Genomic DNA, 19,287 nt, shown 5'->3' with positions numbered 1-19,287 from the left:
GAGAAGATGTATGTGATACTTTTTTACGACATCGCAGGGCGCGAGCAAAAAGAGCGAAATAACGCAAATCGCATCAGAAAAGCGGTCGAGAAATTTCTGCCTCGCGTCCAGTTTTCAGTCTATGAGGGCGAGATCCGCGAGAGCGACTTTAAAAAGCTAAGCAAGACGCTGCAAAAAGAGTGCGTAAGCGAGCTAGACTCCATCGTCATCTATACATTTAACTCACTAAAATACTCCGAGCGCATCGTCATTGGCGTAGATAAAAATAGCCCGGTATTTAGCTAAGGAGCAAATATGCAAAAGAGCGACAGGACGCACTTTATACTTAGTCCAGGTAGGCTTTATAGGCAAGATAACAATATCTATTTTGAAAAATTTGACGAGATGGGCGAGCGAGCTTCGTGCAAGATCCTGCCGGTAAACGCGATCGATGAAATTTACGTGCTGGCAAAGGTGCAGATCGACACCTACACCATCGCATTTTTAGCGGATAATAACATCCTTTTGCACATCTTTAGTCCGTATCAGAGCTTTCGCGGGAATTTCTACCCAAACACGCCAAACTCCGTAAATAAAAGCGGCTTTGTGCTGCTTTGCCAGCTCCGCTCTTTTGATGATCCGATCAAACGTGCATATATCGCGCGCGAGATCACTAGAGCCCACATCATAAATGACGCTGCAAACTGCAAAAGACACGGCGTAAAATTTGACGTGCAGCCTCACATAAAGGCACTAGATGCGGCCACTAGCGTGCCTGCTATCATGGCGGTAGAGGGTGCATTTCAAAAGCTCTACTACGAAAAGTGGAACGAGATCATCGCAGATCAGCGAAGCTTTAAATTTACCGTCCGCTCAAAACGCCCGCCCGCTGATAAGATCAACAGCTTCATAAGCTACGTAAATACGCGCATTTATAACGTTTGTCTCAGCGAAATTTACAAGACCGAGCTAGATCCTCGCATCGGCTTTTTGCACGAGCCAAACTACCGCGCACTAAGCCTACACCTCGATCTTGCGGAGATTTTTAAGCCGATCTTGGGCGATACGCTGATTTTTAATATGCTAAATAAAAAAGAGATCACCGCAAAGGACTTCCAAACGGACGCTGGCAGGATAAAATTTAGCAACGACGCCGTGCAAAAGATCGAGCTAAAGATGATCTCGCGTCTTTGCGAGACGCTCACGGTGGGCGGTAGGGAGCTAACGTGGAGGCAGGTGATCCGCCGCGAAGCAAACAAGCTTAAAAAGTGCATCTGCGAGGACGCGCCTTATGAAGGATTTAAGTGGGAGTGAAATCGCATTTTAATAAAGCGTTTTTTAAGATTTTAAAAAGCTTGAAATTTAGGGCTTGGCGTATTTATACATGGCTAAAATTTAGTCAAATTTAAGGCGAAAAAATATAGACTTCTTGCATCAAAAGGCCTATAAATCAGCTTTTTGGTGCTATTAGAATTTACTCCGTTGGAGTTTGAAACGACGATAATTATCTAGTTACAGAATTAATCTAATTTAGCATTAGAATTTACTCCGTTGGAGTTTGAAACATTGATTTATCAGCGTAATATCAATAGTTAGCGTATATTAGAATTTACTCCGTTGGAGTTTGAAACCTGACGCCCTGCGGTTGTCGCTTCATTTTTATTCTATTAGAATTTACTCCGTTGGAGTTTGAAACACAATTTCTTTCAAAGTGTGGCGTATCAAGAAAAGATTAGAATTTACTCCGTTGGAGTTTGAAACCAAAACTAAGAATACCATCATCTTTTAAGTGCCTTAATTAGAATTTACTCCGTTGGAGTTTGAAACTCTTTTAGGTTTTTGTGACGAAGTTCGTCCGATTTCATTAGAATTTACTCCGTTGGAGTTTGAAACATTATGGTTCTTTAAACGAATATCGTGTATATCGTTATTAGAATTTACTCCGTTGGAGTTTGAAACTTGCTACTTGTAATGCTGGTGAAAATTTTAATACTATTAGAATTTACTCCGTTGGAGTTTGAAACCCTTGCTGTTTTGCAAAGCTTCTTCAATGCTAATATTAGAATTTACTCCGTTGGAGTTTGAAACCTGCCTTTGTTGGCACGTATTTGATGTGTTGGATAAATTAGAATTTACTCCGTTGGAGTTTGAAACCCTCTTCTTTAACCTCCGCATCATCAAAATCAAAATTAGAATTTACTCCGTTGGAGTTTGAAACACAGCGAAGAATACGCCATAAGCAACAAGAACAGCACCATTAGAATTTACTCCGTTGGAGTTTGAAACCTTTGAAATTTGATAGGCTATAAGGAGTAAAAAAATTAGAATTTACTCCGTTGGAGTTTGAAACACTGCTGGGGCTATTCAGTCTGAAAGCGTGCGTAAAATTAGAATTTACTCCGTTGGAGTTTGAAACCCGTCACCCTTTCCGTCTTCTTTGCCGTTGCCACTATTATTAGAATTTACTCCGTTGGAGTTTGAAACGGTATATGTCCAACCCTAGTATTGTGGAATATAACATATTAGAATTTACTCCGTTGGAGTTTGAAACTTGTCATTAAAATGCTAATACCAAGACCGACAGCAATTAGAATTTACTCCGTTGGAGTTTGAAACCCCACGACTGGCGGCAACGGAATAGGAGCTGCAATTAGAATTTACTCCGTTGGAGTTTGAAACTCGATGAAGCTAAACGAGCCAAGAGGCAAAATACATTAGAATTTACTCCGTTGGAGTTTGAAACATACTGCTACTTCTTTTTCGGCACTACAAAGCGAGCATTAGAATTTACTCCGTTGGAGTTTGAAACTTTCTTGTAATGCAGAATTTGAAAGAGTTTTAAAAATTAGAATTTACTCCGTTGGAGTTTGAAACTCACCAACAAATGGCTGAGGATTTTTGTTGTATTTCCAAATTAGAATTTACTCCGTTGGAGTTTGAAACCCCGTTGGGTCTGTATAATAGGGGCTATTAAGCCATTAGAATTTACTCCGTTGGAGTTTGAAACCAACAAAGCCCTTATACTCGCATACATCATAGCTTTATTAGAATTTACTCCGTTGGAGTTTGAAACTATAAGGAAACAAGCTTATATAAATAGTTAAAGGGGATTAGAATTTACTCCGTTGGAGTTTGAAACATTTGACAAGAACGCCCAATTTGCAGGGGCGGACGCATTAGAATTTACTCCGTTGGAGTTTGAAACTTATTTGAAGAGTTGCCACTCTCTCCGCTAGAGTTGATTAGAATTTACTCCGTTGGAGTTTGAAACAAAAAGATATAAAAATAGAAATGAACTAAATTTTATTAGAATTTACTCCGTTGGAGTTTGAAACGGATAATCAGAAACAACAAAATGATCAAAAATACCATTAGAATTTACTCCGTTGGAGTTTGAAACGAAAAAGCAAGAGAGCATAAAAGAGATAAGACAATGAATTAGAATTTACTCCGTTGGAGTTTGAAACTTGCCACTCGAGCCGTTATTATTGCCACCGCTAGAAATTAGAATTTACTCCGTTGGAGTTTGAAACTTTGGATCTTCAACACGATGCTTGAAAACAATACTAATTAGAATTTACTCCGTTGGAGTTTGAAACTCCACTCGTCAAACTCGTTTCTAATAAGGTCAATATTAGAATTTACTCCGTTGGAGTTTGAAACCAGTTAGCTCGTCTGTTTTTATACCGCTTGCATAAGATTAGAATTTACTCCGTTGGAGTTTGAAACAAAAATAATGTGTTATTCATTGCTATTTCTAATCGATTAGAATTTACTCCGTTGGAGTTTGAAACATTTTCTAGTGTCTTTATAAGTATCAAATTGAATTTAATTAGAATTTACTCCGTTGGAGTTTGAAACCTCAAAGTTTTGTTCCTTTACCAAAATCAAAAGCATTAGAATTTACTCCGTTGGAGTTTGAAACACGAAAAAATCGTAATTGAATATATCAATAATCTAGCATTAGAATTTACTCCGTTGGAGTTTGAAACTTCTTTATCGTCTGACGATTTTCGAGTTTTACAATTTTCATTAGAATTTACTCCGTTGGAGTTTGAAACTAATGTAAATTTTTTTAACATAAGCCTATGAAAACAAATTAGAATTTACTCCGTTGGAGTTTGAAACGAAAGCGAGCAGTATCACAGCCTAAAAGAGAGAAAATTAGAATTTACTCCGTTGGAGTTTGAAACACGAAAAAATCGTAATTGAATATATCAATAATCTAGCATTAGAATTTACTCCGTTGGAGTTTGAAACTTCTTTATCGTCTGACGATTTTCGAGTTTTACAATTTTCATTAGAATTTACTCCGTTGGAGTTTGAAACTAATGTAAATTTTTTTAACATAAGCCTATGAAAACAAATTAGAATTTACTCCGTTGGAGTTTGAAACGAAAGCGAGCAGTATCACAGCCTAAAAGAGAGAAAATTAGAATTTACTCCGTTGGAGTTTGAAACACGAAAAAATCGTAATTGAATATATCAATAATCTAGCATTAGAATTTACTCCGTTGGAGTTTGAAACTTCTTTATCGTCTGACGATTTTCGAGTTTTACAATTTTCATTAGAATTTACTCCGTTGGAGTTTGAAACATTAAACTTCGATATATTCTTATTAAAGCTAAACTTGCATTAGAATTTACTCCGTTGGAGTTTGAAACTATAAATAATCTTCAAGATATAAAAAATCTTTAAATTAGAATTTACTCCGTTGGAGTTTGAAACATTAAGCTAATCAAGCGCAATAAATTAAACTTAATATTAGAATTTACTCCGTTGGAGTTTGAAACACTAAAACTAAAAGTGAGCTTTTAGACGTAATGGCTATTAGAATTTACTCCGTTGGAGTTTGAAACGAGAGTTTAGCACTCTCAACAATTTGATTTAACTTTATTAGAATTTACTCCGTTGGAGTTTGAAACACAGCGAAGAATACGCCATAAGCAACTAGAACAGCACCATTAGAATTTACTCCGTTGGAGTTTGAAACAATTAATGATGATACTATATTTGATGTAGAACAATTAGAATTTACTCCGTTGGAGTTTGAAACTATTATGTTAATAATAGCAAAGCAACTAAAGAGAATTAGAATTTACTCCGTTGGAGTTTGAAACATTCGTCTAAAGTTTTAAACAATTCTAACTTTTCTAATTAGAATTTACTCCGTTGGAGTTTGAAACTATTATGTTAATAATAGCAAAGCAACTAAAGAGAATTAGAATTTACTCCGTTGGAGTTTGAAACAATGCAATTTAATCATTTTCTATAATGCAATTAAATTAGAATTTACTCCGTTGGAGTTTGAAACGTTTGAGTGCAAGGCTTTTATCTCATCATCTTCTAATTAGAATTTACTCCGTTGGAGTTTGAAACGCACAGTGATAGTGTCGCCGTCAGATATTTTTATGAATTAGAATTTACTCCGTTGGAGTTTGAAACGCCCTTTCCAAATTTCAAAAAATGCGTCAAGTATTATGATTAGAATTTGCTCCGTTGGAGTTTGAAACACACCTGCGAGGCTAGCAAAATATTCTTTGCTTTTATTAGAATTTACTCCGTTGGAGTTTGAAACTTGTGGCTACTCCCCTCTTTGCCTCTTCAGCCAAAATTAGAATTTACTCCGTTGGAGTTTGAAACTTCTGTATTCCTCTCTATCAAAATCCCAAGTATCATTAGAATTTACTCCGTTGGAGTTTGAAACAATGTCGCCCTGATTTTTATAATGAGAAAATGGGTGATTAGAATTTACTCCGTTGGAGTTTGAAACTATAAATCTGTAAAATAATCATTTACAGATACTTGATAATTAGAATTTACTCCGTTGGAGTTTGAAACATGATGGAGAGGGTCATTGGCTTGATCCTATTACGATTAGAATTTACTCCGTTGGAGTTTGAAACAAAACAACCTTTTGCTCTACTTCATCGGTAAAGCCAGATTAGAATTTACTCCGTTGGAGTTTGAAACTTGGTTCTCGATGTTTTAGGGGTATTGCTTTAGAATTAGAATTTACTCCGTTGGAGTTTGAAACGCCTTATACATCTCCTCCGCCCAGTCTAGCCATATATATTAGAATTTACTCCGTTGGAGTTTGAAACTTTGCAACCTAGAAGGGCAAGACTGGGAGAATTTATTAGAATTTACTCCGTTGGAGTTTGAAACCATATATTGGCTTTAACTCTACAAAGACAATCCCTAATTAGAATTTACTCCGTTGGAGTTTGAAACATATGTTTTCAACTTCATTTTTAGTTTGATATATTAAATTATTAACATGAGTATTGATATTTTAAAATATTTCTAAAGAAGTTGGACCCAAATATGGGTCCGAATAAGGTAGTTATAGACCTTCAAAAGGATTTGAAACTACGTCTTTGCGATCAATTATATAAGGTATGATGGCTGCGTGACGAGCTCTCTTGATTGCTTTTTCTACCATCTCTTGATATCTTTTTGATGTGCCAGTTAGGCGTCTTGGCATGATTTTAAATCTCTCTGATAAGCAATACTTTAAAAGTGAAGTATCTTTGTAGTCTATAAAATCAATCTTTGCTTCTGTAAATTTGCAATATTTGCGTGAATATTTTCTTTTTTCTGCCATTTCTTTATCCTTTAAAATTAAAACGGTATTTCGTTATCGCCTTCAAAATTGTCAGCGTCAACATTTATATCAGGGATTTTCTCTTCATAATACTCTTGTTGCTTTTTATTTTGTGGCTGTGCTTGCTGTCTTTGTGGTGCTGAGTTTTGATATCCGCCATCACCATAGTTATTGTTTGAGCCATAATTTCTTTGTTGTGAGTATGAATTATTTTGATTAAATCCACCTTGATTTTGTCCACCAGCTCCGCCATTTCCGCCAAGCATCTCCATATTTTCTACTACAATCGAGTGCTTTGAGCGGTTTTGTCCATTGTTGTCGGTCCATTGATCAAATTTCAATCTTCCTTCAACAAGTAGCTTTGAGCCTTTACTTAGATACTGATTTGCTATCTCAGCTGCTTTGCCAAAGAATGATATGTCAATAAAGCATGTCTCTTCGCGTTTTTCACCATTTGTGTTAAATCTTCTAGTTACAGCGATACCAGAATTTCCGATAGCTGACCCGCTAGTAGTATATCTAAGCTCTATATCTCTGGTTAAATTTCCAACTAATACTACTTTATTGAACATTTTTTATCCTTGATTATTCTTCTGTAAATGTTTGCTCGTCTACTTTTTCAGCTCTTGGCTCGCGTGGTGCTCTTGGCTCGCGTGGTTCTTTTTTTATAGTTTGCTTGATACCTTTGCAAAGTCTTTCCCAAGCTGCGATTTCGCGTTTGTTTTCATATTTAACGCTTAAAAATCTTATGATATCTTCTGTGATTCTTACGTTTCTTGTAAGCTCTGCAAGAAGTGCTGGTGGAGCTTTGTAATAGATAACAAAATATGTTCCACGCTCATATTTTTTGATGGTATAAGCTAGTTTTCTAGTGCCCATCTCAACGACAGTAGCGATCTCGCCGCCGTTTTTTGTTATGACTTCTTTTACGAAGTCAACCTTAGCTTTAACTTCCTCTTCCGTCAATGTCGGCTTAAGAATAAATAAAAGCTCGTAATGTTTCATTTTTTCTCCTTATGGATATTTAGCTCACTTTGTGAGCAAGGATTTTGCATTAAGCAAGGGTGGATTTTAGCTTAAATTTACTTAATATTTGCTGTTGATATTAGATGTTGGAGGTTTAAAATGGTTGATAAAACGAAAATTTCTTTATCCATTTTTGTATTTGTTTTTAGCTCTAGCTCGGCTAAATTTAGCGTTTTAAATATCTCTAAATAGGCATTTAAACTTAGCTTTAAGCTATTTGCTTTTAGTAAATTTGCCACATTTACAGGTGGTTGATAACCAATTGCCTCATCTAAATTTAATCGGCCATTTATCTTAATGTAAGAGTAAATTTTAAATAGCCTAAAAAATGCTTTGTAAAGTGAGTTTAGAAGTAAAATTTCATTAAAATTTGGATCTTCTAGATAGGTAAAAAAGTCGTTTTTTATATCCTTTAGAGCCATAAATTTGTTAAAAAAATCATCAAAATTTATCCCGCCAAGTCCAAAAACTAGCCTTTTTACATCGTCTTGTTCGATGTGGGTGTTTAGGCTCTTTAGTTTTGTTAGCTCGCTTGCTGCGAGATATAAATTTTCATTATGCGTAAAGTAAAGTTCATAAAGTGCGTTTTTGGTTATGTTTAGGCCTATTTTAGCCGAGCTTTTGGCTAGTAAATTTATAGCTTCATCTGGGTTTGAGGGCTTGAAAAATCTAGCAAAATTTGTCCCAAAAGCCTTTTGCGTATCAAAAACTAGCTTCATATCGGCCTCATAAAGCTCAAATAAAAAGTAGTTGTCATGGCTTTTTGAGCAAAGCGAGATGAGCTCTTTTAGCTCTTTTGCTGGGATCTTTTTGTCGCTTTTTACATAGAGGATATTTTTGCCGCCAAAAAGCGACTGCTCGCTTAGGTGAGAGCTTGCTTGAGCGTAGTTGTACTCGTCAAAATAAAGGCTTAATAAATTTGCATCTTCACTTGCATAAAAGCTCAAAATTTCCTTGCCAAAAAGCTCTATCTGAAACTCATCTGCGCCAAAAAGCAAGAAGTAGTTGCTTAAATTTGCATTTGCTAAATTTAGCTCCAAATCTTTTCTATACATCGATCTTTCTTACTACTTTTGCAAAAATTTTAGCGCTCGCGATGTCGGCCTCTGTGATCTTTACGACAAGCTTTTGAAGTAAATTTGCGCTGTATCCAGTGATGAAAATCCTAGCTCCAACAAAGTAATCATCAAGCTTGGCAACTAAGACATTTTGGTTTTCGCTCACGTAGCAGCGCACCTCTTTGCCGATATTTGCAGCTGCCCAACGCGCAAATTTCCTATCCATAAAGTCGTAGGCCACCTTGTCAGCCTCTCTTTCAAGCTCACTTAAGGTTGCACATGTGCTTTGGATGTTTAAAAGCAAGAAGTTGTAAAGCTTATCATCTTTTGAAATTTTAGCCTTTAAAAGCCTGTGTAAAATAAGGTCAGAATAGCGTCTAATAGGGCTTGTAAAGTGCGTGTATCTATCAAATCCAAGCCCAAAGTGGCCTAAATTCTCACTTGAGTATTCAGCCTTTTTTTGAGACTTGATGATGAGCTTATCTATCTCTTCGCGGTTGCCTAGTTCATCGGCCTTTGCTTGGATCTTTCTTATCAAATTTGCAAGGTCGCTCTCGTAGGCAAAATCAAGCCCCAAAAGCTGCAAGTCCTCAAGCAAGGTATCTATCTTTTTAAAATCAGGCGAAGCGTGGTTTCTAAAAACGCCCTTTGTGATGAGCTTTGCGGCGGCCTTGTTTGCTAAAAGCATGCAGTCTTCAACAAGTCTATGTGAGTCGGAGTCGCTTTCAAACCTAGTTTGCAAAATTTGACCCTCTTCATCAAGGCTCATTCTAAGCTCTTTTGTCCTGAAGTCAAATGCGTGCAAAAGCCTTTTTTTGCGAAGCTTCGTGGTGAGTTTAAAAAGTGGCTTGATCCATGAAATTTCACACTCTCTTTTACCTTCTAAAATTTCATCGATCTCGTCGTAGTTAAAGCGCCTTTTTGAAAGGATGATCGCCTCAAAAAGCTCCTCTTTTTTTACATCATTGTTTGCATCGAGTGAAATTTTAAAACAAAATGCAAGGCGTGGTACGTCTGGCTTTAGCGAGCAGATATTTTCACTAAGCGCACGCGGCAACATCGGCACTGAGATGTGCGGAAAGTAAATAGAAAAGCCTCTTTTTTTAGCCTCGCTATCAATGGCGCTATATGCGGTCACATACTCGCTTACATCGGCAATTGCGACGTAAATTTCGCGCTTTTTCTCATCAAAATATATGGCATCGTCAAAGTCTTTGGCATCGACTGGATCGATCGTACAAAACTCTAAATTTCTTAGATCAACCCTGTTTGGATACATGCTAGCATCGACTTCATCGCCAAATGCCTTTGCTTCAAGCTCGCAAGCCTCGCTAAATTTATCATTTTTATTATAAATAGCAAGCGAAATTTTCTCATCGCTTAGCGGATCTTCTAAATTTCCTAAAACCTCGACTATTTCGTTGTTTAGGTTGTTTATCTTTAGTAGCGTCCCAAGCGGGAGCATCTTTAGGCTTTTTTGCGTTGCCTTTAGGGTTGTGCTTAGCCCTGTTTTTAAATTTACCCCTAAAATAGCCGCCCCAAAGCGTTTTGTATAGACCACGCTTGTCTCATTTGCAAGCTTTAGGCTCATCACTATTTTAGCACTTTGGCGTTTTTTCTTAAGTGGCAAAAGCTTTGCTAGCACGATATCGCCAAGGTGAGAGTTGTTTAAATTTTTATTTTCGACGATGATATCTTGCTTGAAGCGCTTGTCAAATGGCATGATAAAGCCAGTTGCGTTTTGGCTGATGTCAAGCTTGCCGCAGACATAGCCGTTGTTTAGGTAAAATTTATCTTTATGTAAGCTTACGACACCAAAGTTTAGGAGATTACGTAAGACCTCTTTGTCTTCGTTTGATATCTCTTTTTCTTTGATGCCAACGAGAAGTGATGTTAAAAATTCTTTCACAAATTGTCTTTGACCTTAGCAACAGCCATTAAAAATGTATCGTGTCCAAAGCCATATTCGTCAAGTATCGGCATTGTGTTTTGTATGCTGATATCGTCAAGTTGGTTAAAGATATTAACCGCTGTTTTTACTACTTTTAACGCTCTTGCAAACTCTTTTATATGATCAGGCCCTTCTTCTGGAGCGTTTGAATAAAGTATAGAGTTGCTTAGTTCTGTCTCAAGATTCCACTGCTCAAAAATTTTAGCAGTAACCTCTTCATTTGTCATATCTAAAATTTCTGTCTCTAATAAAGCAAGATCGATGGGACTTGCTATGTTTTGTATTTTTTCTCTAAATCCTGCTTCTTGCTTATTTTCTATTAGCTCGTGAGCTAAGACTATCTTGCCTACTTCAAGCATAAACGAAGCAGGTGCAAGAATTTCAAGGCTCTTAGGTTTGATTTTAGAATACCAGTTGTACATCAAAGCATTTTGAATAATTGAAATATTTAAAAAATCTTGCGCAGTGATGCCATAGGGCTCTAAATTTATAGAAAAGCTCTTTTTAATAGTACTTGAAAGTGCAAAACCGCGGATAGTAGCCATGCCAAATAGCGAAATAGCCCTTGCTATGGTTGTGATCTCTTGAGAAAAACCATAAAGCGGAGAGTTTGCTGAACGCAAAATATTTGCAGTTAGCATCGGGTCCTTTTCGACAACTTTTGTAAGGTCATTTATCGAGCTATTTTCGTCAGCATGTAGGCGCTGGATCTGTATAATAGTATCATCTAATGGAGGAAGTGCCTTGATTTTTTTAAAAACTGATTCATTCATTGAGTCATCTCTTTTGATTAATTTTTGGGTATTTTAGCAAAATAAATTATCATAAAACTTAAAATTAGTTTCTGTCTGTTTCAGCCGAATTTTTGCTGGCTAGAGTTATAATTTCGCCAAATTTTAACAATAGGAGAAACAATGGCTATAAATGTTTATTATGATAAAGACTGTGATTTAAGCCTTATTCAGGGTAGAAAAGTAGCAATTATCGGCTTTGGCTCACAAGGTCACGCACACGCTGAAAATTTAAGAGATAATGGTGTAAGTGTCGTAATCGGTCTTGCAAAAGGCGGTAAAAGCTGGGCAAAAGCTGAGGCTAAAGGCTTTGAAGTAAAAACTGTAAGTGAAGCTACAAAAGGCGCTGATGTAGTTATGATCCTAACACCAGATGAGCTTCAAGCTGAAATTTATAAAAACGAGATCGAGCCAAATTTAAAAGATCACGCTGCTATCGCATTTGGACATGGTTTTAACGTTCATTTTGGACAGATCAAAGCTCCAGCAAACATAGACGTCATCATGATCGCTCCAAAAGCTCCAGGACACACAGTTAGAAGTGAATTTGTAAGAGGTGGTGGCATACCTGATCTTATCGCTGTTGAGCAAAATGCAAGTGGAAAGGCTAAAGAGATCGCTCTAAGCTATGCTTGCGGCATAGGTGGCGGTAGAACTGGCATCATTGAGACAACATTTAAAGATGAAACTGAAACAGATTTATTTGGCGAGCAAGCTGTGCTTTGCGGTGGTCTTTGCGCACTTGTAAATGCTGGCTTTGATACACTTGTAGAGGCTGGATATGAGCCTGAGATGGCGTATTTTGAGTGCTTGCACGAACTAAAACTAATCGTTGATCTAATGTATCAAGGTGGCATGGCTGATATGCGCTACTCTATCTCAAACACAGCTGAATACGGCGACTACGTAAGCGGCGTAAGAGTAGTTGGCGAAGAGAGCAGAAAAGCTATGAAAGAAGTTTTAAGAGAAATTCAAAACGGTAAATTTGCAAAAGACTTCATCCTAGAGAGGAAAGCAGGATATGTTAGAATGAATGCTGAGCGCGGTATAGCAGAGAGAAGCTTGCTAAATAAAACTGGCAAAAAACTTCGCGCAATGATGCCTTGGATAACTAACGGCAAACTTATAGATCAAAGCAAAAACTAAGCCTTGAGCGAAAAAAAGACTACAAAGAAGCGTCCTGCAAAAAAGAGTGCAGGTCGCTCTCATAATAAAATTTTCCTTGGTATCGGCGTCATTGCTGCTATTTTGATAGTAGCACTCATCGCAGCTCTTAGCATCAAAAATAAAGATGTTGAGCAGATAAGCAAAGTAAATGAGCCAAAGAGCGAGAAGCAAATTTCAAAAAAAGCAGAGCAAAAAGTTGCTAGCAAAGATAAAAAACAAGAGTATGAAAAGAGAAAATACCCTCTAAAATTTGATGAAGATGAAAATTTAAGTAAAATTTTTACCGATCCTAAACACAAAAGCGAACTTGCTTTAAAGCCAAAAACTGAGCCAAAAGAGCAAAAAAAGATAACTCCTGAGATAAAACCTGAAGTAAAAGTAGAAGCTAAAAAAGAAGAGCCAAAAAAAGAGCAAAACGATACTAAAAATTTGCTTGCAAATTTATATAAAAATATGCAAAGTAGCGTAGATACAAGATCTGAAGCAAAGAGTGAAGAAAAGCCAGAATTAAAGGTCGAGCAAATAATCGAGCCATTTTACGCAGGCAAAAATGAAGTAAAAGCAGATACAAAAACAGAGCAAAATAAAAGCGCTGAAGCAAATTTAAGCATAAAAGAAAATTTAAAGCATAGTGAAATTTTAAAACCAGAACCTACTAAAAAAAGTGAGGTTGAACCTAGCAAAAAAGATAAGAAGCAAATTTACAGCGAAAAACCGCAAAAAGAGGGCGCGAAAAAAGATGACTTTGCGGTTGTGCCATTTACTCCAAATAGCAGTGTAAAAGGGCGTGCCAAGCTAGTGCTAATAATCGATGATGTAGCGACATTTGAGCACGCTAGCATGATAAAGTCGCTTGGTCTAAAGATAACGCCGTCTATTTTTCCAGCGACAAAAACTCACCCAGATACACCTTCGATCGCTAGAACGTTTGAGTTTTATATGATACATCTGCCGATGCAGGCAAAGCACTTTGATAGTCCAGAGATAGGCACTCTTACGATAAACGAGAGCTTTGAGAGTATGCATGAAAAGATAAAAAAGATACGCAAAGACTTCCCGCGCGCAAAATATACAAACAACCACACAGGATCACGATTTACTAGTGATTATGACGCGATGGACAAGGCTTATAGAGCGCTGATAGAGCAGGGCTTTATCTTTGTTGATAGTAAGACGATTGCTCAAACAGCCGTGGCAAGGGCTGCGAAAAAGTATAATCAGCCTTACATTTCAAGAGATATATTTTTAGATGATGATCCATCGGCTAGTGCGGTTAGGCGTGAGCTTGTAGCTGCTGTAAATTTAGCCAAAAAAAGGGGCTACGCGATCGCCATCGGACACCCAAAGAAAAACACTATCGCAGTGATAAAAGCTAGCAAAAACAATATCTTAAAAGATGTAGAAGTTGTTTATCTAAAAGATATTTTATGAAGCTTAAAATCATCCCAGAGGCGCTAAATAGGCTAAAAAATCCCCCAAAAGAGCTAAATTTCATAGGCGATACCTCGCTTCTTAGCATGCCAAAAGTAGCAGTTGTTGGCTCAAGAAAGGCAAGTGTCTATACAAAAGAGTGTGTCACGGCACTTTGCGCAGCCCTAAAAAGCGCAAATGTCTGCGTGGTAAGTGGTGGGGCTATCGGCGTGGATATCACGGCGCACAAGGCTGCCATGCCACGAACTATCAGCGTTTTTGCAAATGGACTTGATATCATCTATCCAGCGCAAAATAAAGCAGCGATAAGAGAAATTTATGAAAAAGGCTTGGCTCTAAGCGAGTATGACGAGGGTGAGCCACCGATCGCTTATAGATTTTTAGAGCGAAACCGCATAGTTGTGGGGCTTGCGCAAGCTCTTGTGGTTGCACAAGCTGATCTAAGAAGTGGCTCGATGCAAAGTGCAAGGCTTGCAAATGAGCTTAAAATCCCTCTCTTTGTCCTGCCTCAGCGCATAAATGAGAGTAGTGGGACAAATGCCTTACTGGCTAGCAAAAAGGCCGAGCTTATCGATGATTACGTTAAATTTGCCTCACTTTTTGGCGAGGTAAAAGAGCAAGAAAAAGCTGATGATGAGATCTTGAAATTTTGCAAAAATGGCGTTAGCCTTGATGAAGCATTGTCTAAATTTGGCGAGATCATCTATGAGTACGAGCTTGACGGGCTAGTTGAAATTTTAAATTTAAGAGTAAAAAGCGTGCTATGAGAGAGAAATTTATGGCGATCGATGTTGGACTAAAGCGCATAGGGCTTGCTTTTGGCTTTGGCGAGGTCGTGACGCCCCTTGAGCCAGTTCTTAGAAAAAATAGAAATCAAGCCGCAAGAGATGTAAGCCAAAAAGTAAATGAATACGCTCCAAACACGCTAGTAGTGGGCGTGCCAATCGGCGGTAGTAGCGAGGATGAGATGAGAAGGCGCATAGAGCACTTTGTCTCGCTTCTTGATGTGCAGGCTAATATCGTCTATCAAGATGAGACCTTTAGCAGCAGCGAGGCAAGTGAAATTTATACAAGCACAAAGCGAGATGGCAGGCTTGATAGCGTCTCAGCGACTATCATCTTAAAGAGATATCTTGAAATAAATTAAAAATTAGTTAATTATTTTTAATTGCATTTTTAAATGCTAGTTGAAAACTATCTGTGCTAAAAGGCTGTTTTAAAATTATAAAATTTTCTGGCAAATTACTTGCAAGTTGATCATTTTTGCAAATAACTATTATTTTAAAGTTTTTAAGATTTTTAAACTCGACTATCTTATTTAAAGTTGCTTCATCTTTTAAAATTTCACTTTCTATAAAAATAATAAAAGGCGAAAATATGGAATCAGTGACATGCCTCATTAAGTTGTTTATGTCATTTTTTCCAATCACTTTTAACCCTAAAAAATTCGCTTGAGCACTAATGGTGTCAAACAATGAGTCTTCATCGCAAGCAATAAGTGCAGTAACATTTGTTTGATTTTTTAGATTTATTAGCGTTTGCTGCAAATTTATATTGTTTAATGTGGCCGTTAAAGATATTATAAATTCGCCGTCATTGTGATTTAGCAGCGTTGAATTAGCTTTTTGTAAATATTTGTTTATTTTGTTTAAATAATACTGCTTTGGATTGATAACGCTACGACTTGACTTGATATTGATGTTAAAGTGTACTGCTTTAGAACTATAATTTTTAAGATGAAAAATTATTGAAATACTTGCGTATTCAGTATAGTAAAGGAAAAATTTGCAAATATTTTCAAGTGCTTTTATAAAATTTTCTGCATCAAAATTTAAAAATCTTGGATAGCCTGGATTGTAATCAAAAACAATTGAATTTTTAGTATCTTGTGCATCCTGGTATAAGGCACTAAGTAATATTTCCATCCTTTCAATTATATCAATGCTTTTATCTTTCATATCACAAGCATCCCATCGCCATAAGAGTAAAATCTATACTTTTCGCTAACTGCAGTTTCGTAAATTCTCATCGTCTCTTCAAGCCCTATGAAGCTAGTAACTAGCATGATCAGCGTTGATTTTGGCAGGTGAAAATTTGTTAAAAGGTAGTTTTGCCTGATCGGTCTATTATTTAGGTTTAAAAATAGCTTGCAAAAGCCACTTGGCTGCTTGCTTCTAGCAAATTCTTCAACGCATCTAGTAACCGTCGTGCCAACGCCAAGGATAGGTTTATTTGAGTTTATGATCTCTTGAGCTTTTTCGCTTAGCTCATAAAACTCAGAGTGCATTTTGTGGTCGTTTATATTTTGGCACTCCACGCCCTTAAATGTCCCAGCGCCCACGTGAAGCGTGATGTAGGCGACTTCGTGCTTTGCCTTTATTCTCTCTAACATCTGCTCGCTAAAGTGCAGACTGGCTGTCGGAGCTGCGACAGCGCCGCTATTTTTGGCAAATATACTTTGATACCAGCTCTCATCGTCCTTTGTATCAGCCCTTTTGATATATGGCGGAAGTGGGACATGACCGATCTTTTCTAGTTCGCTAAAAAGTCGCGCCGTATCTAAAATAACGCCATCTTTGGTGAAATTTACCACCCTTGAGCCATCATCATTTAGCTCAAGCACATTTACCTTTATGCTATCAGCAAAATTTAAAATGCTACCAACACTTACTCTGCCCCTTATATAGACGCTAAATTTATTATCATTAAGCGGTTGATTTAGCATCACTTCGCAAGCTCCGCCACTTTGTTTGTGTCCTAAAATGCGCGCTTTAACCACCTTTGTATTGTTAAAAATGACCGCTGCGTCCTCTGGGATGAGACTGGCTAGATCTTTAAATTTATAGTGTTTTATCTCTTTTGTTTTTTTAAGATAAACAAGCAGTCTTGCCTCTTCTTTTGGCAAAACTGGCTCTTTTGCGATGAGCTCGTTAGGCAAAAAGTAGTCGTAGCTTGAGATATCGTTTATATCACTCATCGTCTGCGTCGCTGTTTGTGTCGCTATCTTCTTCATCATCGTCGCTTTTGCCAGCTCTTTTGGCTACGATGATAGAAATTCCATAAAGTCCGATGAGTGGCAGTGCCATTAAAATTTGACTTATAACATCTGGCGGTGTGACGATGGCTGCGAAGATGAAGATGACGACTACTGCGTATCTGAAGTAGTCTTTTAGCATCTTGTCATCGACAAGGCCGATCTTTGCTAAGAAAAATGTAATGACTGGCAGCTCAAATGAAATTCCAAAGCCGATTAGTAGTTTTGTAAAAAAGCCCACGTACTCGCCTATGCTTGGCAGCGCCGTAAAGAGCTGACCGCCAAAATTTACCAAAAATGTAAAGCCAAGCGGGATGACCACGTAGTAGCAAAACGCCGCCCCGCACGCAAACATAAATGAAGCAGAGAGGACAAATGGGATCACATATTTTTTTTCATTATCATAAAGTCCAGGTGCGACAAATAGCCAAAACTGCCAAAAAATGATAGGCAAAGCAAGCACCAAACCAGCAAAAAAAGCGACCTTCATCGCAGTGAAAAATGGCTCTTGAATTTGCGTAAAGATGATATTTGAGCCAGCTGGCAAGACCTGTTTTAGCGGCTCGCTCATCCATGCAAGCAGTGGATTCCAAAATGTAAAACAGATGCCAAAACAGACAAAAACGCTTACTATGCTTATAAAAAGCCTCTTTCTAAGTTCGATCAAATGGGGTCTTAGCTCTTCAAACATTACGCCTCTTTTTTATCGTTTAAGATCGCATCTTTAACTAAATTTGTTGGATTTTTTATATTTTCTACCGTTTTTTTGGTGTCGCTTACGACGTTTTGTATGCTGCCAGTAATGTCACTTGCGCTTTTCTTGATCTCGTCAAGCTCTTCAAAAGTGAGCTTTTTTCGCACGCTTTGCGCACTTTGAGTTATGCTCTCTTTGTATTTTTGAGCGTCTTCTTTAAGCTCGGCTATCTTCATCTCTTGATCAAATGTTGATTTTGCGTCGTTTATGCCCTTTTTAAACATCTTTAGAAATTTGGCGATCTGCACCATAGCGCTTGGCAGCTTGTCAGGGCCCAAAACTAGCACGGCGATCACGGCGATGACCAAGATCTCAGAAAAACTCATTCCAAACATTTTTGCCTCTGTTAAATTTTATTTAAGCTTTGTATTTTATCTTGACTTTGCTCAAATTTTTATAAATTTAGCCCTCGATAAAGAGTGCGATCTCGTCGCTTAACAAGAAATTTGGGTTGTAAAATTTGCCATTTTTAAAGAGCAGTTTTTCATTTTCTACAAGTAAATTTGCCCTTTTTTTCTGAGCCTCATTTAAGCGCCCAGCCTCCACGCCCACAATGCTTCTAAGCCCTAAAAATATATGCTCTCTTACTAGCTCGCTTTGGCTTAAAATCTCTCTTTCTCTATGCGTTGGCTGCGTGATATAGGCGTCTATGCTACTTTTTGCGTAGTATCTGGTGTCATCCACAAAGCCCACGCTAAAAGCCCCCACGCCAAGGTAGTTTTTGCCCTGCCAGTAGCCAAGATTGTGCCTGCAAATTTCTCCAAAATTTGAAATTTCATACTGCCTAAAGCCAGCCCTCTGGGTCTGCCCTATCATAAATTTAGCCAAAGTGTCGCTATCCTTTTTATAGCTTTTTTTGCCAGCAAATGGGGTGTTTTCTTCAAGTGTGAGCGAGTAGGCGCTTAGATGCGTGATAGCAAGGCTTTTTAAATTTTCAACCTCAGCCAAAAGGCGCTTTTTGGTATCAAATTTAGTGTCATAGATGAGGTCTAAATTTATATTTTTAAAGCCAGCTGCATAGGCATTTTCAACTGCTTTAAAAATTTGCTCCTTGCTGTGGATGCGCCCTAGAAATTTAAGCTTATCTTCAAAAAAGCTTTGCGCGCCAAAGCTTATGCGGTTTGCGCCTAAATTTTTTACATGCTTTAGCCAAGCTAAATTTGCAGAATTTGGATTTGCCTCAAATGTGATCTCAGTTTTAGGCGTGCAAAGTGGAGCTAAAATGCTAAAAATTTCATCATAAAATTTGCCATTTACCGCGCTTGGTGTGCCGCCACCAAAAAATATGGTTGAAATTTCTTTTACATTTTGGCTTTTTAGCTGAAAATTTAGATCAAGGCAAAGCGCTTTAAAATATGCGCTAACCTTCTTAAACTCGTCATCGCTTGAGCCAAAGGCACAGTAAGGACACTTGCTCTCGCAAAATGGCACGTGGATATAAACTTGCAAATTTCTCTCTTTTTAAATTTTGGCGATTATAAGAAATTT

17 protein-coding genes and 1 CRISPR repeat array are annotated in these 19,287 nt (G+C 37.6%); of the genes, 6 read left to right on the top strand and 11 right to left on the bottom strand.

The genetic code is table 11. The features are described from left to right. Positions 1–6: 6 nt before the first annotated feature. The gene (gene cas2, locus CVS89_RS07050) at positions 7–285 is read left to right on the top strand and encodes a CRISPR-associated endonuclease Cas2 (RefSeq protein WP_021089505.1); all 279 of its coding nucleotides are present in this window, start codon (positions 7–9) and stop codon (positions 283–285) included. Between the two features lie 9 nt (positions 286–294). Then, positions 295–1,293, top strand: coding sequence for a CRISPR-associated endonuclease Cas1 (gene cas1, locus CVS89_RS07045; protein ID WP_107847654.1), 999 nt, complete (start codon positions 295–297; stop codon positions 1,291–1,293). 152 nt (positions 1,294–1,445) lie between these two features. After that, a CRISPR array of direct repeats spans positions 1,446–6,214; the repeat unit is 30 nt; unit sequence ATTAGAATTTACTCCGTTGGAGTTTGAAAC. A 112-nt stretch (positions 6,215–6,326) separates the two neighbouring features. Here the strand turns inward: cas1 and rpsR are convergent. From rpsR to CVS89_RS07015, 6 genes are all read right to left on the bottom strand, one after another. After that, on the bottom strand, positions 6,327–6,587 hold the full coding sequence (gene rpsR, locus CVS89_RS07040; protein WP_021085886.1) for a 30S ribosomal protein S18: 261 nt from the start codon (positions 6,585–6,587) through the stop codon (positions 6,327–6,329). A gap of 17 nt (positions 6,588–6,604) precedes the next feature. After that, positions 6,605–7,159, bottom strand: a complete 555-nt coding sequence (locus CVS89_RS07035) for a single-stranded DNA-binding protein (protein WP_021085928.1) — start codon at positions 7,157–7,159, stop codon at positions 6,605–6,607. A 13-nt stretch (positions 7,160–7,172) separates the two neighbouring features. After that, positions 7,173–7,592, bottom strand: coding sequence for a 30S ribosomal protein S6 (gene rpsF, locus CVS89_RS07030; RefSeq protein WP_004317779.1), 420 nt, complete (start codon positions 7,590–7,592; stop codon positions 7,173–7,175). A 77-nt stretch (positions 7,593–7,669) separates the two neighbouring features. Continuing rightward, a complete protein-coding gene (gene holA / locus CVS89_RS07025; protein ID WP_107847655.1) occupies positions 7,670–8,668 on the bottom strand; it encodes a DNA polymerase III subunit delta in 999 nt (332 codons plus the stop codon). Then, positions 8,661–10,580, bottom strand: coding sequence for an RNB domain-containing ribonuclease (locus CVS89_RS07020; protein WP_107847656.1), 1,920 nt, complete (start codon positions 10,578–10,580; stop codon positions 8,661–8,663). Before CVS89_RS07020 ends, holA begins: the two co-directional genes overlap by 8 nt. After that, on the bottom strand, positions 10,577–11,395 hold the full coding sequence (locus CVS89_RS07015; protein WP_103613384.1) for an HDOD domain-containing protein: 819 nt from the start codon (positions 11,393–11,395) through the stop codon (positions 10,577–10,579). Before CVS89_RS07015 ends, CVS89_RS07020 begins: the two co-directional genes overlap by 4 nt. A 141-nt stretch (positions 11,396–11,536) precedes the next feature. Here CVS89_RS07015 and ilvC point away from each other — a divergent pair, with 141 nt between their 5' ends. The 4 genes from ilvC to ruvX are packed head-to-tail and all read left to right on the top strand — an operon-like array spanning position 11,537 to position 15,158. Then, on the top strand, positions 11,537–12,559 hold the full coding sequence (gene ilvC / locus CVS89_RS07010; protein WP_107790880.1) for a ketol-acid reductoisomerase: 1,023 nt from the start codon (positions 11,537–11,539) through the stop codon (positions 12,557–12,559). Between the two features lie 3 nt (positions 12,560–12,562). Next, positions 12,563–14,011 carry a divergent polysaccharide deacetylase family protein gene (locus CVS89_RS07005; RefSeq protein WP_107847657.1) on the top strand — a complete coding sequence of 483 codons (1,449 nt, stop codon included), beginning with the start codon at positions 12,563–12,565 and terminating at the stop codon, positions 14,009–14,011. Further along, entirely contained in the window at positions 14,008–14,778 is a 771-nt protein-coding gene (locus tag CVS89_RS07000; RefSeq protein ID WP_107847658.1) for a DNA-processing protein DprA, read from the top strand. The genes CVS89_RS07005 and CVS89_RS07000 overlap by 4 nt, the downstream gene beginning before the upstream one ends. Then, positions 14,775–15,158 carry a Holliday junction resolvase RuvX gene (gene ruvX / locus CVS89_RS06995; protein ID WP_107847659.1) on the top strand — a complete coding sequence of 128 codons (384 nt, stop codon included), beginning with the start codon at positions 14,775–14,777 and terminating at the stop codon, positions 15,156–15,158. Before CVS89_RS07000 ends, ruvX begins: the two co-directional genes overlap by 4 nt. A 7-nt stretch (positions 15,159–15,165) precedes the next feature. On the opposite strand, the gene CVS89_RS06990 is transcribed toward ruvX, so the two are convergent. The 5 genes from CVS89_RS06990 to hemW all read right to left on the bottom strand — a co-directional run bounded on the left by CVS89_RS06990 (position 15,166) and on the right by hemW (position 19,248). Beyond that, positions 15,166–15,969 carry a hypothetical protein gene (locus CVS89_RS06990; RefSeq protein WP_107847660.1) on the bottom strand — a complete coding sequence of 268 codons (804 nt, stop codon included), beginning with the start codon at positions 15,967–15,969 and terminating at the stop codon, positions 15,166–15,168. Then, a complete protein-coding gene (gene queA / locus CVS89_RS06985) occupies positions 15,966–16,988 on the bottom strand; it encodes a tRNA preQ1(34) S-adenosylmethionine ribosyltransferase-isomerase QueA (RefSeq protein WP_107847732.1) in 1,023 nt (340 codons plus the stop codon). The genes CVS89_RS06990 and queA overlap by 4 nt, the downstream gene beginning before the upstream one ends. After that, complete coding sequence (gene tatC / locus CVS89_RS06980) at positions 16,981–17,736, bottom strand: twin-arginine translocase subunit TatC (RefSeq protein WP_103595541.1); 756 nt, start codon at positions 17,734–17,736, stop codon at positions 16,981–16,983. Before tatC ends, queA begins: the two co-directional genes overlap by 8 nt. Further along, complete coding sequence (tatB, locus tag CVS89_RS06975; protein ID WP_107847661.1) at positions 17,736–18,134, bottom strand: Sec-independent protein translocase protein TatB; 399 nt, start codon at positions 18,132–18,134, stop codon at positions 17,736–17,738. Before tatB ends, tatC begins: the two co-directional genes overlap by 1 nt. A 67-nt stretch (positions 18,135–18,201) precedes the next feature. Then, entirely contained in the window at positions 18,202–19,248 is a 1,047-nt protein-coding gene (hemW, locus tag CVS89_RS06970; protein WP_107847662.1) for a radical SAM family heme chaperone HemW, read from the bottom strand. Positions 19,249–19,287 lie beyond the last annotated feature (39 nt).

It is taken from the genome of Campylobacter concisus (assembly GCF_003048615.2).
Taxonomy (GTDB): Bacteria; Campylobacterota; Campylobacteria; order Campylobacterales; family Campylobacteraceae; genus Campylobacter_A; species Campylobacter_A concisus_C.
Note: the sequence above shows the minus strand (reverse complement) of the source record. Positions and strands in the feature narration are given on the sequence as shown.

What these genes read in the sequence shown, in the direction of transcription:
- CVS89_RS07015 (WP_103613384.1), bottom strand. Translation starts at nt 11,395, where the DNA reads ATGAATGAATCAGTTTTTAAAAAAATCAAGGCACTTCCTCCATTAGAT.
- cas2 (WP_021089505.1), top strand. Translation starts at nt 7, where the DNA reads ATGTATGTGATACTTTTTTACGACATCGCAGGGCGCGAGCAAAAAGAG.
- rpsR (WP_021085886.1), bottom strand. Translation starts at nt 6,587, where the DNA reads ATGGCAGAAAAAAGAAAATATTCACGCAAATATTGCAAATTTACAGAA.
- CVS89_RS07035 (WP_021085928.1), bottom strand. Translation starts at nt 7,159, where the DNA reads ATGTTCAATAAAGTAGTATTAGTTGGAAATTTAACCAGAGATATAGAG.
- CVS89_RS07000 (WP_107847658.1), top strand. Translation starts at nt 14,008, where the DNA reads ATGAAGCTTAAAATCATCCCAGAGGCGCTAAATAGGCTAAAAAATCCC.
- ilvC (WP_107790880.1), top strand. Translation starts at nt 11,537, where the DNA reads ATGGCTATAAATGTTTATTATGATAAAGACTGTGATTTAAGCCTTATT.
- tatC (WP_103595541.1), bottom strand. Translation starts at nt 17,736, where the DNA reads ATGTTTGAAGAGCTAAGACCCCATTTGATCGAACTTAGAAAGAGGCTT.
- tatB (WP_107847661.1), bottom strand. Translation starts at nt 18,134, where the DNA reads ATGTTTGGAATGAGTTTTTCTGAGATCTTGGTCATCGCCGTGATCGCC.
- CVS89_RS06990 (WP_107847660.1), bottom strand. Translation starts at nt 15,969, where the DNA reads ATGAAAGATAAAAGCATTGATATAATTGAAAGGATGGAAATATTACTT.
- rpsF (WP_004317779.1), bottom strand. Translation starts at nt 7,592, where the DNA reads ATGAAACATTACGAGCTTTTATTTATTCTTAAGCCGACATTGACGGAA.
- cas1 (WP_107847654.1), top strand. Translation starts at nt 295, where the DNA reads ATGCAAAAGAGCGACAGGACGCACTTTATACTTAGTCCAGGTAGGCTT.
- queA (WP_107847732.1), bottom strand. Translation starts at nt 16,988, where the DNA reads ATGAGTGATATAAACGATATCTCAAGCTACGACTACTTTTTGCCTAAC.
- ruvX (WP_107847659.1), top strand. Translation starts at nt 14,775, where the DNA reads ATGAGAGAGAAATTTATGGCGATCGATGTTGGACTAAAGCGCATAGGG.
- holA (WP_107847655.1), bottom strand. Translation starts at nt 8,668, where the DNA reads ATGTATAGAAAAGATTTGGAGCTAAATTTAGCAAATGCAAATTTAAGC.